Consider the following 14,994-nt stretch of genomic DNA (forward strand, 5'->3'; position numbering starts at 1 on the left):
CCTCTACCACTATAACAAAAGTATGAAAAGATTGCGAGGATGCCCGTTTTCTCTACTATAATTATGCAACGAACAATACAATGGCACCCTGAACCAATCCAATGAGTCCCCCCAGCAACGCACCAAGATAGGTAATCATCTTAAGCTCTTTGGACGTGATACCAAGCACCAGTTCTTCCAGGCGTTGAACGGAAAAGGTTTCAACCTGCTCCCTTACCACTTCCTGAAGGTGAAGCTTCTCCATAATGACTTCGATTTTTTGGGAAACGGCCTTCACACTCATATCAAACACATGAGGCACGATGATGCCCGTGATCCTCTGTTTAAAAGGTGATAACATCTCTTTTAACCCAGTAGACATCAGCTTGTCTACCGAAACGACCTCAAGAATTGATTTCTTCAGTGTCGGCAGAACATCTTCATCTTCTACATTCTTCAGAACATCTTCCCACTTTGAGTCCCTTAACTTTTCCCATTCACTTTTTAAGAGATTTCTCAGAATTTCTTTTGTTCCATTGTGTTTGATGAATTTAATGATCTCCGGCTGAACCTTTTCAGAAAGAGAAGAATTGCCGAGGAACATACCAAGCATGTTTCCAAGCATCCCTCTTCCTTCAAGGAAGTCATCAATCATGACCTTCACTTTCCGCTTGCCTTCAGGGCTGTCGAAGTATGCCTCCCCTTTTTCGGCTATGAAATCTGCCGCTTTCGGGATGGCTGCCTCGATTTTCTCCTGCCAATTCAGCGGTATGGTGGACTCGATTGTTTGCGAGCGGAACTGCTCTTTAAAACGGTAATATTTCTGGTCAATCCACTTCTCAATTCCGTTCTCTACATTTTCTGCAGTCAAAGGGATGTGCAGTTTCCCAAGCCATGCTTCAATGCTCTCATCAGAGTCAATGATCGGATCCACACTTTCACCTATCCAGCTCACCACATCGGTTTTGAACTGGCTGTTGGTCAATTTTTTCTGGATGCTCTCCGGTGTAATCAAGTGATGTACGACCATTTCTCCCAGCTGAACAGCCATTTCATTTCTTCTTTTTGGGATAAGTCCCGGTGTAAAAGGCACCCTCCATTTTCCTATATATACAGGTTTATAAGGCCTGAACAGCATCTTGATGGCAAGGGAGTTGGTCATCCCGCCGATCGCTGCTCCTATCACGACCATTATGATAAAGGTAATAAGAATATTCATTATTTCATCCTTCCTTATGGGAACTTTCAATGACATCCTTCCATGTGCGGGAGTCTGCTGGTCTCATCTATTTTCATAACTCCTGCATGAGTTTCAGAAGACAGCATTCATCATAATAACGCTCTTCCTATCAGCAATAGGTATTATAGATATTTATCGTTGTCCCTGAACATTTTCATCATTTCCACATAATATGCTATATCAGCATTCGCCCATTATCATATTATAAATTTTGTCCAACGACAGCGCAAACGGGGAGTTTTTTTTATGTTATTTCATTGCGGGATTTCTAAAACAAATGCCGAACGGCCTGTCCTGCTTATTCCCACTGGTCTTACTCAGGAATTGAGAGCTTTTGCAGGTGAAACGGTATCCCTCAGAATCGGCCTTTCTCAGTTTGAAACCATAACATCCTATGAAACGACTGACAGGGACTGCTGCGAACTTGTCTTTCCCGAGAATCACCCGATTCAGCTGTCAGGATTCTTTAACTTTGCCACCCATTTTTCTGAGAAAGAGAACACCGTTACATTAGGACCTGTCATAGGGGTTATCACCGATACAGACACTTCAGGAAAACCAGTGATCGGCAGGCTCGAAAAGTATTATGAAGAACTGCAGCGTTTTACCAAGATGCAGGGCGGATTATTTTTCCTGACTGGATCTTCTCTTTTAAAAAGGCAGAAAGGCTATCTTTTCAATGATGAAGAGGGAGAGTGGTTTCAGAGCAGCATCCCATTACCTGACATTCTATATAACCGGATCCATTCGCGTAAAACCGACCGGAGTGAAGCCTTGAAATCGCTCATTTCTCATATGGAAAATCAATCTGTTTTCGTCTTCAATACCTCTTACTTAACAAAGGATTATGTTTATGAGCTGCTTTCACAAGAAGAGTACCTTCTTGAATATTTACCCCCTACAGAGATTTTTTCTCTTTCCGGTCTCCGCCGACTGATCGAACATCATCAGGATCTTTTCATCAAACATATCGCGGGCAGTCAGGGAAAAAAGCTGCTGAGGCTTACTTACTTAGAGGATGAGTATCAACTCACACAAAATATCGGGGATGAGACCGTCCAATGTTCTTTTTCTTCATTAAGGGAGACTGCTGAGGAGCTTGCAAAACTGAAGGTGTCTTCCAATTTCATCATGCAGGAAACGATCAGGCTGCTGAAATTTGGTGAAAGAGCGCTGGATTTCCGATTCCTCTGCCACCTCGTTAACCGTCAGGAATGGAAATTGGTTTCAGCTGTAGCCCGGATTTCTGGAGATGGCCAATTTGTTTCCAATATTGCTCAAGGAGGCGAATTAGCTAAACCCCTGAACATTCTATGTGAATTTTTCAGCGCAGAGGATGCCTTCAATATATACAGGGTGATGGAAGAATTAGCCCTGTCAGCCTGTACCCGACTCGCTGAAAACTATCCTCTTACACTGGGGGAATTAGGCGTGGACCTGGGCGTGGATGAAGCAGGAAAGCCCTGGCTGATCGAGGTGAACTCAAAGCCATCTAAGCAGACCTACACCGACCACAATACAATCAGGCCGTCCGTCAAATCCCTTTACACTTTGTCAAAAAACATTTGGGAAGAAAGGAGTGCTTCATATGACCAGACTGGGAATTATGATGCTGGAACCTGACATGACTCATCCATTTTACACAGGAATGGCTAAAACAAGTGAGACACATGATGTGGAAGTCCTGTTATTTTCCCCCCTGCAGATCCACCCCCACACGGAATGGATACAAGGCTACCGTTATTGCACGGATACCGGAAGCTGGAAAGAAGATATCTTTACCATACCCGAATATATATACGACCGAACGTTTTATCAGGATGATTTTACCTCTAAGCAAGCCAAGGCCATTGCACAATGGCTGAAAAACAGAGACGATTTATGCTTTTTAGGATACGGACTTCCAAACAAATGGACGATTTACCGGCAGCTAATGAAACATGATAAAGTCGCACCCTATCTTCCTGAAACGACCCTGATTGAATCCATTCCCGAAACGGTCTCCAGAATTAAGAGAGAAAAGAATGTGATCATCAAACCATTTGACGGCGCCCATGGCATCGCTGTTTACGAAATCCAAGCCCAAAATGAAAATATGATGGTTCGCACAACGAAAAAGCTTGAAATGGTTGAGAAAAAAATGGATGAGGAGACACTCGGCCGCTGGCTTGAAAGCCTGACCCGAAAAAAGAGCTTCATCCTTCAAAATAAATTGGAAAACCGGGATGAACAAAACCGCCCCTTTGATTTACGCATGCTGCTGCAAAAAAATGCAAAAGACAAATGGGTGGTCACCTGCAAAGGGTTCCGTGTCGGGAATCAGGACAGCTTGCTGACAAACCTCAGTGCCGGAGCTGCAGCCATTCCTTATGAAGAATGGAAGAAAAACCAGAAGCATTATAATTGGAAGTATATAGAATCGGAACTGAGAGATATCGTCCGGACGCTGCCTGAAATCTTGGAGGAGGAATTTGCCCCTTTATTTGAAATAGGGCTTGATATCATCATTGGAAGAGACAGTTCCGTTTGGATCCTTGATATGAATTCAAAACCCGGGCATAAAATGCTTCAGCTGCTTACACTGGAGGAGATTGAGCGGTTACATTCCTTGCCTTTGCGCTACTGCAAGGCGCTGCAAAGAAAAATGCCCGCCACAGGAGGCGATTCTACTTGATAAAGCCTTATAAATTGGAACGGTTTGAAACAAAGGAAAAAATTTTATATCTCCCTGTCAGCATGGATCAAGAAACCGCTCAAACCGTATCTCTTGGCTCCCTCCAGGCAGCGGCGGTATGCCGTAAACACCCGAACGGAAGGAATGTGGTCTCCATAAGCTCCAGGCTGGCAGAGGATTTGTCTCTTCCCCCTTTTATTTCAACCATTTATTTGTTCCGGCACGAGAACACAATCATTTTGGGGCCGCTTATTGGGATTTTCACCTCTGGCTTCACTTCCTTTTTAATGAAACCCATCGGCGAACGGTCCGCCTTCTTTTCTAAGCTGCTGTCTTTGCAATCTTCTCTTGGAGTCATCCCATTTGTGTTCGGTGATAAACATATCGACTGGGAAAACGGGCTTGTCAAAGGTCACTTCTACATTCGGAATCAGTGGGAAACTCATATCGTCCCTTTGCCGAATGTGATTTATGACCGCCTTCCCAATCGCAGGAGCGAAAGAAAAGCAGGATATCAGGAAATTAAGACCCGTCTTCAGAAACAGTATGGTATCCCTTGGTATAATCCGGGGTTTTTTAACAAGCTCGATGTATTTGAAAGGCTTGAAAATGATGAGGAGGCGATCCGTTATCTTCCAGAGACACATGCGTTTCAATCCTTTTCTCAGATTGAACGAATGATGTCCAAATACGGCCAAGTGTTCATTAAGCCTAAAAATGGAAGCCTGGGGCTGGGGGTTCATCAATTCACGTTCAATCGAAAGTCAGAAGAGTATCTGTGCAGGTTTCAGGATAGAAATGGCACGAATCGTCTGATCAAGTCGTCCTCTTTTGAAAAATTGCTGCAAAAGATGATACCGGCAAAGATATTGAACAGGATGATCATTCAGCAGGGAATAAACCTCATGAAGTCAGGGAATCGGCCCGTTGATTTCAGAGTCCATACCAATAAGGATGAAAATGGAGAATGGCAAGTCAGCGCAATTGCTGCCAAGGTTGCCGGAGAAGGGAGCGTAACGACCCATCTTCACAATGGGGGCAAGGTGAAGAGCTTATCTGAAATTTTTACAGACCCGGAACAGTGCAGACGAACAGATGAAAAACTTAGATTGGCTGCGATTACATTATCCTCTGCCCTCGAACGTAACATGGAAGGTTTTATTGGGGAAATCGGCTTTGATTTTGGCATCGACTCCCTTGGAAGAGTATGGCTGTTTGAAGCAAATTCAAAACCCGGCAGGTCGATTTTCACACACCCTGACCTAAAGTCTTTTGAACTTTTAACACGGAAACTTTCCCTGTCGTTCGGTCTTTACCTAACTCAACAATCGATCCGCCAGCCGCAGGAGACTTTCAAATGAAGATTTATTATCAGCCGCAGAAGAAAATATTCTTTCACACTGACCCCTCCCTTCCGTCCCTTCTGTTCGGCAGAAATTCTTATATTCTATACAGAGAAGATGAACCCTATAAATATGAATTTGATGTCTTGGCCGACAATAATAGCTGCGGTCCGGTTATCGGGATATTGGCAGCTAAAGAAAAGGGAAGTTACCAGGGTAACTTCCCTTTATTTCAAGAGCTGCAGAAGATCATCCAGTCAAGAGGCGGTATTTCTTTCGTCTTCTCGCTGAGTGATATCGGAAAAGAAAAAGTAGAAGGGTTATGTTTTCATGAAGAAAAAAACATGTGGGTATCATGCAATTTCCCCATCCCGAACTTCATATATAATCGTATCCCTTCCCCTGCTGCTGAAAAAACAGAGGACTTTTCGAGGTTTCTTCAATGGGCAAAAGAAAAGAATATCAATTTTTTCAACCCTCATTTCTTTAATAAATGGGAGGTCTATCAGTCACTTTCAGAAAATGATTCATTGAAACCTCACTTGCCCGAGACAAAGTTACTTGGAAATAGAGATGAATTGGAAAGGGATTTGAAATCCAAACAAAAAATTTACATCAAACCTGTCCTTTCTTCTAAAGGCAAAGGGATCAGGCTTCTGGAACGTTGTGACGACGGGCAAATCATCTGTAAAAGCACTAAGAAAATTGAAAAGTTTATAAGATACGACCGTTTGTTGATGAAATATCCTGAATGGTTTGACTCAGAAGAGTATATTTATCAAGAAGCCATCCAATGTAAAAAAATGCACAATCACCGATATGACTTGCGCGTACTTGTCCATTTTACTGGACACGAATTTCAGATCAGCGGTGTCGGAATCAGAATATCTGAACGGCAGGAAGTGACAACCCACGTCCCGCAAGGAGGAAAAATCCTGCCATTTCATTATGTAGAATCAAAGGAACTCATTGAAAAAATCGAGGTCATCGCTGAAGAATGCGGAAGACAGCTAATATCTACATTCGGCCTCATTGGTGAATTTTCCATGGATCTAGGATTAAAAGAGGAAAATGATGAGCTCGTTGTGTTTGAAATCAATTCCAAACCCATGAAGTTTGATGAAAAAGAAATAGAAGAAAAACGACTGGAAAGTCTTGCTCATTCTTTTTTTCATTTTTCCAGGGCAGCCCGGAGGTTGTCTACTTGAGTGCATTATAAATGCAAATGAATCTCATTGCATTGATAGAAGCATCCGTCATGACAATGAAAATCGGCTGGTATACATGCCACCCCGGAATGTCCATTAAAAGATCTCTGTAAAATGCAGCTTCCTTCAGTTCCTTTTTCAATGCAATCAGGACACCTTCCCTGAACGTAGAGAAGGTTCTTTCCTGTTTGTTCAGAGTGTGATATTCTCCAGTCAGCATGTAATGCACATATTGGAGAAGTTCATAATGTTTGCGCTTATCGTTCTCGGCCTGTTCAATGAACTCCTTATAGACAGGGTTATTGGTCTTACCTAACAACTCTTTATAGAAACGGCCGGAAGTCCATGTTTGCTCGATACCGTTTTGTACATTATTAACAAACATCCTCAGCACCCCTTAACTAAATATTTGAACTGTTTCCGTGATCGAACCGCTTTAGTACATCACCGCACTAAGAGGGACAGTCCCTCTTAGTGCTTTAACGCGTTACCCCGCTAAGAGGGACTGTCCCTTTTGGCGCTTTAAAGCGGTAAACACACGAAAAGAGCTTTTAATTAAACGGTATGACAGATCATACAAGCTTATGTCACAAATCAGAGATTTTCCGCACAGATTGTTGGCTGATGTCCCCCTCTGTAAATAATAAGAGGAAACGTTTAGAATATAAGAAAGAGACGGCTGAAAATTCAGCTGAGCAAACACAAGGGGGCAATAAGGATGATTCAACACTTCCAATTTCAAAGCATGTATGAAAATAAAAAATTACCGGGATGGACTTTTTCGTTCTATTATCAAGGCACCAAATATAATGGCAGCTATCACAAGAACGGTACCATCGAATGGAAAGATGGACAGCCGCCGCCATCAGATGAGGAAACGATCAAGAAGCAGATTCATGAGCTTATGCTTTTCCACGTATATGAGTAAAGCTTTTTACACATCGACGGAATATACAGACAGCTGAGATACACAATATAGAAGGTGCCGGTGGGGCCTATTATAAGAAATCAATTAGGCATATCCCCAAACTCACAACTGATGCTGGAAGGTTTCGGCGATTGACAGAAATACACGTTTAATCGGGACGGGGTCCTGAACAATCGATCCTCTAAACCGCATCAGCTCGAGTTATAAAGCCAAACCTGTACAAGCCTAAACACCCGAACGGGCATTCAACCCTTGCTCCGTTCATGCCCGTGTCCGAAACGAAGTTCCTCTTATAAGGAACTCACACAGATCAAAGTGAAAAAGGATTAGCCGCAGGGCAATCCTTTTTTCAACAAAAGACATATCACTTTGAAACATGTCCACCCTTTTCGTACAATGATACTTATTAATAAAGGCTCCTTTCTTAAACTTTGTTGCTTTTTAATATGAATCACATAAAAATATATCCATAATCCAAGGAAATATCATGGTAAGCCCGAGAGAAAAGAGTTACTCTCCCTGTTCAGAGAGAAAAAACTTTGTATCCAGGAGAAAATCCGGCACTAGGGATTTTTCCAAAAGCAACAATCTAAACGAAAACAGCCTTAATAAAAAGCAAATGAGGGAATATAATGCTTTTAAAACTTCAACAAAAATATCCACAAGCACGATTACATAAGGTTCCTCCTTCAGAAGAAGACCCGGAGACACTTTGGCTGACAGATGAAGCCAACGAGGAGTTTCTCGCCATTCCTAAACATCTGTTAACGCAGTCGGAAATCGACCTTCTTTGCAGCCTTTTTTCTGAAGCGGCCCCCTCCGGAAACTGGAATAATGACACCCTAGAAAGCAGAAGCTGGCATGATTACCTTTACGATGGCATGCCTTTAAGGGAGGACGTTTCACCGAAAGATCATTATCGGGTGATTCAATTTGCTATCAAGGAAAATGTTGAAAACGATCTATTAAAAGAAGCCTTTCGCAGCATCTTTGCAGAGCAGGCAGTCATTGTTTTCACATCTTCTGGAACAGGTGCAATCGTCGAGAAACAGACAGAATGGTCCCTGCCTGAAGAAGAACTCCTTTCTGCCGCAGCTGTTATTGAAGGTGATTTTTTTGTATCACCAACATTTTTCATCGGAAGGTTTTATGCGATTAATGACCGATTTCCTTCATTTTTCAAAGAAGAAAAAAACCTGTTTTCGTTTGCTGAAAAGAACATCTCCAAAGACCGGGTGTTTACATTCCCTTCCACCTTTCCGTCTTTCGTCCTTCACTATGTTCCAAAACAGACGAAAACGAGCATGTTCGCCGATATCATTCAATTATTTGCTGAAGATGAAGAGTTGAAAAAAACAATCAAGACTTATCTAGAAAACCAATCAAATACAAGCCAAACTGCGAAAGTGTTGTTCATGCATCGCAATAGTGTCCAATACCGCATTGACAAGTTTATCGAGAAAATCGGAATCGACATCAAAACCTTTCAAGGTGCACTGACCGTTTACCTTGCCTGCCTCGAAATTGAGCAAGAAATAACGGAATGAGCAACATGCCCAAACCCTCCATTTTTTTTTATGCACTTTAACCATTACATTTAGGAAGCGCTTTCTAATACAATGGGAGTAACAAAGAGATAGAAACATTTAGGAGGAATTCAAAGTGGCAGAATTACAATTGAAGAATATTTATAAAATTTATGATAAAAACGTAACAGCTGTAAAAGACTTCAACCTTGATATCCAAGATAAAGAGTTCATCGTTTTCGTTGGCCCTTCAGGGTGTGGTAAATCTACAACTTTAAGAATGGTAGCCGGTTTGGAAGAGATTTCAAAAGGTGATTTTTACATCGATGGCAAGCGCGTGAATGATGTAGCTCCAAAAGATCGTGACATCGCAATGGTATTCCAGAACTACGCACTTTACCCTCATATGAGTGTGTACGATAACATGGCTTTCGGCTTGAAATTACGTAAATTCGATAAGCAGGAGATTGACCGCCGCGTGCAGGAAGCTGCGAAGATCCTTGGCCTCGAAACATTACTGGACCGTAAACCAAAAGCATTGTCTGGCGGTCAGCGCCAGCGTGTAGCTTTAGGCCGTGCGATTGTCCGTGATGCCAAAGTATTCTTGATGGACGAGCCTCTTTCCAACCTTGATGCTAAATTGCGTGTTCAAATGAGAGCGGAAATCGCTAAACTTCATCAACGCCTTCAAACAACAACAATCTACGTTACACATGATCAGACAGAAGCGATGACAATGGCTTCCCGTATCGTAGTGATGAAAGATGGTATCATTCAGCAAGTCGGTTCTCCTAAAGAAGTTTACGATAAACCTGAAAACGTATTTGTTGGCGGCTTTATCGGATCTCCGGCAATGAACTTCTTCCACGGCACACTGCAAGAAGGAAAATTCACTTTCGGTGACGAGGCTGTTGAAGTTCCTGAAGGAAAAATGAAAGTATTGCGTGAACAAGGATACGTAGGAAAAGACATCATCCTAGGTGTAAGACCGGAAGATATCCATGACGAACCTCTTTTCATCGACTCTTCTAAAGGATCAAAAATCAGAGCGAAGATCGAAGTTTCAGAGTTGACAGGGGCAGAAACGATGCTGTATTCCCGCCTTGCCGACCAGGACTTCGTAGCCCGTGTCGACTCCCGTACAGATGTTCAAGCCGGTGAAACAATCGACCTTGCATTTGACATGAACAAAACTCACTTCTTTGATGCAGAATCAGAAGAACGCATCCGCTAATTAATAATCAGTTAAAAAAACTGCCTTCCCTAACCGGAATGGCAGTTTTTTTGATTTACCTATATGGTTCTGACTACATTTCCGTGAATTTTATTACCCGTGTTTCTTCATGGCCGCAATCACCGGCAAATAAATGGATGCACTCATCAGAGCCCGAATTATCTTGAATACCGTCGGCAAGTTTGATTTCGTCAATGTCCATATAGGCACTGTAATCATCATAGAAATCATAGATCCTTCCCCTGTCAGTCAGTGTTGATCCACATTGGGAACACTCTACTGCCATTCGGGTCACCCCATTGCACAAAGAGCAAACTCTCATGTTCTATCACCGTTTTTTCTCCAGAATTTATTCATTATTATCCTTTGTTTTTCCCGATCTTTTATGTGCTAATCATGCGTTTCATCTTAGGAATAAATTCCCTCTTACAATCTTGTATATATTCTTTTGAAAGTTCCATAATACAGAGTAACAGCAGCAAACAAACAGCCGCTTACAACATTGGGTTATCCAAATTAGATGGCCGCAGAAATTGTGCGGGACTGGTGCAAGTCCAGTTGACCCAACCATAAAATCAACAAGGAGATGACAAAACATGCAAAACCAACAACAATCACGCAGCAACAACTCTAACCAACTAGTAGCTCCAGGAGCTCAACAAGCAATCGACCAAATGAAATTGGAAATCGCTTCTGAATTCGGTGTACAACTTGGTGCTGATACAACTGCACGCGCTAACGGTTCTGTAGGTGGAGAAATCACTAAACGCCTTGTACAAATGGCTGAGCAGCAAATCAGCGGTTACCCACAACAATAATCTAACTTAATATTAATATGGCTAGAGCCCCTGACATTCAGTCAGGGGCTCCTATTGTATATGGTAAGGCATTGTTGATTTCCGCTCCAGTCGTATATATATCCCGTAGAGTTACGAACTTTTTGCAAACAGTCTATTTTTTTAGATTCACCATTTTAGAAGGATCGATCCATTCATCATATTGCTCTTCCGACAGGTATCCGGACCTGACGGCAGCTTCTTTCAATGTCAGGCCTTCTTTATGGGCCTTCTTAGCAATTTCAGCTGCTTTTTCGTAACCAATATGAGGATTGAGGGCGGTTACCAGCATAAGGGATCTGTTCACAAACTCATCAATCACTTCTTTGTTTGGCTCGATACCTTGAGCACAATTTTCATCAAATGAACGGATGCCATCAGCCAAAAGCCTGGTCGATTGAAGCAGATTATGGATGATAACCGGTTTAAATACATTCAGTTCAAAATTGCCCTGGCTCGCCGCGAAGCCGATAACGGCATCATTTCCAAATACCTGGGCAGAGACCATCGTCAACGCCTCACTCTGGGTAGGATTCACCTTACCAGGCATGATGGAGCTTCCCGGTTCATTTGCAGGTATCGTAATTTCACCAATACCGCTTCGTGGACCGCTTGCCAGCCAGCGTACATCATTGGCGATCTTCATCACATCAGCAGCCAATGCTTTCAAGGCACCATGCACATGAACAACCTCATCATGGGAAGTCAACGCATGGAACTTATTTTCGGACGACACAAACGAAAAGCCTGTTTGCTTTCCTAGTTGAGCAGCCACCTTATCACCGAACTTCGGATCTGCATTTATCCCTGTGCCTACGGCTGTTCCACCGATTGCAAGGTTCAGCAGATGCTTGCTGCTTTCTTCAATCATTTGCAGGGACCTCTCAAGCATTGTCCTCCACCCGCTGATTTCCTGTCCAAGTGTCAATGGTGTGGCATCCTGAAGATGGGTACGCCCGATTTTAATGATGTCCATGAACTCTTTCTCTTTTTCGCTTAACGTTTGATGAAATTGCTCCAGCGCGGGCTTCAGTTTTTCCTGGATTTCTTTATAAGCCGCAACATGCATGGCTGTAGGAAATGTATCATTCGAACTTTGTGACATATTCACATCGTCATTTGGGTGAACTTTTTCACCGCTTCCCTGGATCATTTGATTGGCTCTGTAAGCAACGACTTCGTTTACATTCATATTGGATTGCGTACCGCTCCCTGTCTGCCATACCACCAATGGGAAATGTTCATCAAGTAACCCTGAGATGATTTCATCACATGCATTTACGATGGCATCCTTCTTTGTGTCAGACAGCTTTCCAAGCTCATTGTTAACAATTGCAGCTGCTTTTTTCAACTGTGCAAACCCATATGTAACCTCAAGAGGCATTCTCTCATGGCTGATTTTGAAGTTCTCCCTGCTCCGCTGAGTCTGTGCTCCCCAGAACTTATCAGCAGGTACCTGGATTTCACCAATCGTATCACGTTCCGTTCTGTAATCCATTCCATCTCCTCCTTATCATTTCTCTCTTTTATTTTTCCACTTAAAATCAAGAAATAACATCATTACCAAAATATTGTAGGATTTTTTCGACCTATTGAAAGCCTATGTAAAACCTGCAGGGGCAATACGTGATTCTTGGCCCTTGAACAAATCTACCTTTCTGTGCCCGGTACAAATCTGTCATTTTGCCCCTGGTACTCTTCCCGCCTTTTTGTAAAATACAATTCGGTCTTTGTACGACACATCTCTTCTCTTTTGTACATGACTTTAACCTCGCTCCCCAATCATCCCCTGCAACACCGCTTGATCAACAAAAAAGCCTAACCTAAAGGCTAAGCTTCCGAATGTTACTGTATTAAATTCAGGAACTGGCGCGTACGTTCTTGTGTTGGATTTTCAAATACATCAGCCGGCTTCCCGCCTTCCACAATATAGCCGCCGTCCATGAAGATGACTTCATCTGCGACTTCTTTGGCAAACTTCATTTCGTGTGTAACCACCACCATGGTCATGCCTTCCTCAGCAAGGTCTTTCATGACTTTCAACACTTCTCCGATTAATTCCGGGTCCAGTGCTGAAGTCGGTTCGTCAAACAGCATGACTTGGGGTTCAATAGCCAGAGCACGGGCAATCCCGACACGCTGCTGCTGCCCGCCTGAGAGCTGATAAGGATAGTAGTCAACCTTTTCACCCAAACCAACTTTCTCTAGAAGCGATATTGCCTTTTGTCTGACTTCAGCTTTTGGCTTTCGCTGAACAATCACCGGGCCTTCCATGACATTTTCAAGAGCTGTCCGGTGCGGGAAAAGGTTATAGTTTTGGAAAACCATTCCCGTCTTCCTTCTCATGTCCAACAGTTCCTTCTTTGTCAGTTTCTTGCTGAAATCCATTTTCGTTCCGCTGATGTCCAGTTTTCCTTCATCTGGAACTTCGAGAAGGTTGAGACAGCGAAGAAATGTGGTTTTTCCTGAACCTGACGGACCGATCAGTACGATAACCTGCCCTTTTTCAACTTCGACATCGAAACCTTTTAACACTTCCAAGTCGCCAAAACGCTTCTTCAATCCCTTAATGCTGATCATCTTTTCACCCTCCTCTCCTTATTTCGCAATATTTCGGTCAAGTCTTGATTCCAACCTGTCCTGGATCAGAGTGAGAATGAAACACATCACCCAGTACAGGAATGCCGCTTCTATATACAACAAAAGAAACTCATATGTCGTGGCTGCGATCTCCTGGGCTTTTCTGAATAACTCGGTGACCAGAATCAGAGAAGCAAGTGATGTATCTTTTACTAAACTGATAAAAGAGTTTGATAACGGAGGGACCGATACTCTGGCCGCCTGTGGAAGGATAACCCGTTTCAGGTTCTGTCCATAGGTCATCCCGATAGAGTAACCAGCCTCCCACTGGCCCTTAGGTATCGACTGGATTGCTGCACGGACGATTTCTGATGCATACGCACCTACGTTTAAAGAAAATGCAATGACTGCTGAAGGAAACGGATCGAATTTCAAAGCTTCAATCCCGAGATTTCCCAAGCCGAAAAAGATAATAAATAATTGCACAAGCAACGGCGTCCCTCTGATTGCGGACACATACACACGGGCAATCCCCCTGAGTATTTTACTGCCCGATAATCTCGCCAGAGCCGTTGTGATTGCCAAGATCATTCCACATGCAAAAGATATCAGTGTTAGAGGAATAGAATAATACAAAGCTCCCTTCACCATAGGAAGCAGGGAGCTTTGCAGGATATCCATCATGCGTTCGGGATCTTGAAAAATACTACCTAGGAGATACATCTTCGCCAAACCATTTATCAGCAATTTCGGCGTATGTTCCGTCTTCCATCATTTCCTCTAACGCTTTGTTTACTTCTTCAACTAATTTTTCGTTTCCTTTACGGAACATCAGTCCGCTTTGTGCAGCATTTTCCTCTGTTGCCACGATTTCAATTCCTACGTTCTTTTGCTTTTGCAAATAATCCAATATGGAAAGCTTATCGTTTATTGTTACATCTACACGGTCTTGTTCCACTAATTGAATTGCTTGGGCCAGACCATCCACACCCTGGATCTCTGCTCCATAACTTTCAGCAATATCTTTATAGTTACTTGTTAAAGACTGTGCAGAAGTCAGTCCATCAATGTCCTCGAAAGAATTGACTTCCTCATTTTCTTTGCTTGCTACAAGTACAGCTGATGACTCGATGTAAGGGATAGAAAAGTCGTACTTTTCCTGACGGTCTTCCCTGATTCCAACCTGATTGGCAATCATATCAAAACGGTTTGAGTTCAATCCTTCAAACATGGCGTCCCATTGTGTTTCTTTGAATACCGGCTCTACCCCAAGGCGGCTTGCCACTTCTCTTGCAATTTCTACATCAAATCCAGTCAACTCACCGGACTCATCATGGAAGGTGAAAGGAGGATATGTGCCTTCCGTCCCTATGAGAAGCTCTCCATTTTCCTGGATTTGTTCATATAATGACTGTTCTTCTTGACCTTGTTCACCTGCTGATTCTT

General features: G+C 42.9%; 15 protein-coding genes. 8 read left to right on the top strand and 7 right to left on the bottom strand.

Features of this window, described 5'->3' with window-relative positions:
• Nucleotides 1–61 precede the first annotated feature (61 nt).
• Complete coding sequence (locus BSG1_RS16120; protein ID WP_044023034.1) at nucleotides 62–1,198, bottom strand: DUF445 domain-containing protein; 1,137 nt, start codon at nucleotides 1,196–1,198, stop codon at nucleotides 62–64.
• A 267-nt stretch (nucleotides 1,199–1,465) separates the two neighbouring features.
• On the opposite strand from BSG1_RS16120, the gene BSG1_RS16125 reads away from it, so the two are divergent.
• Genes BSG1_RS16125 through BSG1_RS16140 form a run of 4 tightly spaced genes read left to right on the top strand, consistent with a single transcriptional unit; the run spans nucleotide 1,466 to nucleotide 6,444 of the window.
• Nucleotides 1,466–2,842, top strand: coding sequence for a YheC/YheD family endospore coat-associated protein (locus tag BSG1_RS16125; RefSeq protein WP_006838217.1), 1,377 nt, complete (start codon nucleotides 1,466–1,468; stop codon nucleotides 2,840–2,842).
• Nucleotides 2,808–3,893, top strand: a complete 1,086-nt coding sequence (locus BSG1_RS16130) for a YheC/YheD family endospore coat-associated protein (protein ID WP_044023035.1) — start codon at nucleotides 2,808–2,810, stop codon at nucleotides 3,891–3,893. Before BSG1_RS16125 ends, BSG1_RS16130 begins: the two co-directional genes overlap by 35 nt.
• Nucleotides 3,890–5,254, top strand: a complete 1,365-nt coding sequence (locus tag BSG1_RS16135; RefSeq protein ID WP_006838219.1) for a YheC/YheD family endospore coat-associated protein — start codon at nucleotides 3,890–3,892, stop codon at nucleotides 5,252–5,254. Before BSG1_RS16130 ends, BSG1_RS16135 begins: the two co-directional genes overlap by 4 nt.
• Nucleotides 5,251–6,444 carry a YheC/YheD family endospore coat-associated protein gene (locus BSG1_RS16140; RefSeq protein WP_006838220.1) on the top strand — a complete coding sequence of 398 codons (1,194 nt, stop codon included), beginning with the start codon at nucleotides 5,251–5,253 and terminating at the stop codon, nucleotides 6,442–6,444. The genes BSG1_RS16135 and BSG1_RS16140 overlap by 4 nt, the downstream gene beginning before the upstream one ends.
• Here BSG1_RS16140 and BSG1_RS16145 read toward each other — a convergent pair.
• Nucleotides 6,437–6,829, bottom strand: coding sequence for a hypothetical protein (locus tag BSG1_RS16145; protein ID WP_006838221.1), 393 nt, complete (start codon nucleotides 6,827–6,829; stop codon nucleotides 6,437–6,439). The two genes, BSG1_RS16140 and BSG1_RS16145, sit on opposite strands and share 8 nt — an antisense overlap.
• Nucleotides 6,830–7,162: 333 nt before the next feature.
• On the opposite strand from BSG1_RS16145, the gene BSG1_RS16150 reads away from it, so the two are divergent.
• The 3 genes from BSG1_RS16150 to BSG1_RS16160 all read left to right on the top strand — a co-directional run bounded on the left by BSG1_RS16150 (nucleotide 7,163) and on the right by BSG1_RS16160 (nucleotide 10,132).
• Nucleotides 7,163–7,372 (top strand): YheE family protein, encoded by a 210-nt coding sequence (locus BSG1_RS16150; protein WP_044023036.1) that lies wholly within the window; start codon nucleotides 7,163–7,165, stop codon nucleotides 7,370–7,372.
• Between the two features lie 632 nt (nucleotides 7,373–8,004).
• A complete protein-coding gene (locus tag BSG1_RS16155) occupies nucleotides 8,005–8,919 on the top strand; it encodes a PucR family transcriptional regulator (protein ID WP_006838224.1) in 915 nt (304 codons plus the stop codon).
• Nucleotides 8,920–9,034: 115 nt separating this feature from the next.
• Nucleotides 9,035–10,132, top strand: a complete 1,098-nt coding sequence (locus BSG1_RS16160) for an ABC transporter ATP-binding protein (RefSeq protein ID WP_006838225.1) — start codon at nucleotides 9,035–9,037, stop codon at nucleotides 10,130–10,132.
• A 73-nt stretch (nucleotides 10,133–10,205) separates the two neighbouring features.
• Here the strand turns inward: BSG1_RS16160 and BSG1_RS16165 are convergent, their stop codons facing one another.
• The gene (locus BSG1_RS16165) at nucleotides 10,206–10,418 is read right to left on the bottom strand and encodes a hypothetical protein (protein WP_006838226.1); all 213 of its coding nucleotides are present in this window, start codon (nucleotides 10,416–10,418) and stop codon (nucleotides 10,206–10,208) included.
• 310 nt (nucleotides 10,419–10,728) lie between these two features.
• Here BSG1_RS16165 and BSG1_RS16170 point away from each other — a divergent pair, with 310 nt between their 5' ends.
• Entirely contained in the window at nucleotides 10,729–10,950 is a 222-nt protein-coding gene (locus BSG1_RS16170; RefSeq protein ID WP_006838227.1) for an alpha/beta-type small acid-soluble spore protein, read from the top strand.
• Nucleotides 10,951–11,083: 133 nt separating this feature from the next.
• Here the strand turns inward: BSG1_RS16170 and fumC are convergent, their stop codons facing one another.
• The 4 genes from fumC to BSG1_RS16190 form a co-directional block, all read right to left on the bottom strand.
• A complete protein-coding gene (gene fumC, locus BSG1_RS16175; protein ID WP_006838228.1) occupies nucleotides 11,084–12,466 on the bottom strand; it encodes a class II fumarate hydratase in 1,383 nt (460 codons plus the stop codon).
• A gap of 347 nt (nucleotides 12,467–12,813) precedes the next feature.
• Nucleotides 12,814–13,548, bottom strand: a complete 735-nt coding sequence (locus BSG1_RS16180) for an amino acid ABC transporter ATP-binding protein (protein ID WP_006838229.1) — start codon at nucleotides 13,546–13,548, stop codon at nucleotides 12,814–12,816.
• Between the two features lie 18 nt (nucleotides 13,549–13,566).
• Nucleotides 13,567–14,271, bottom strand: coding sequence for an amino acid ABC transporter permease (locus tag BSG1_RS16185; RefSeq protein WP_044023038.1), 705 nt, complete (start codon nucleotides 14,269–14,271; stop codon nucleotides 13,567–13,569).
• On the bottom strand, nucleotides 14,255–14,994 hold a 740-nt coding region (locus BSG1_RS16190; RefSeq protein WP_006838231.1), incomplete at its 5' end, for an amino acid ABC transporter substrate-binding protein. The genes BSG1_RS16185 and BSG1_RS16190, both read right to left, overlap by 17 nt.

The organism is Bacillus sp. SG-1 (genome assembly GCF_000181495.1).
In the GTDB taxonomy this organism is placed as follows: domain Bacteria; phylum Bacillota; class Bacilli; order Bacillales; family Bacillaceae_B; genus Rossellomorea.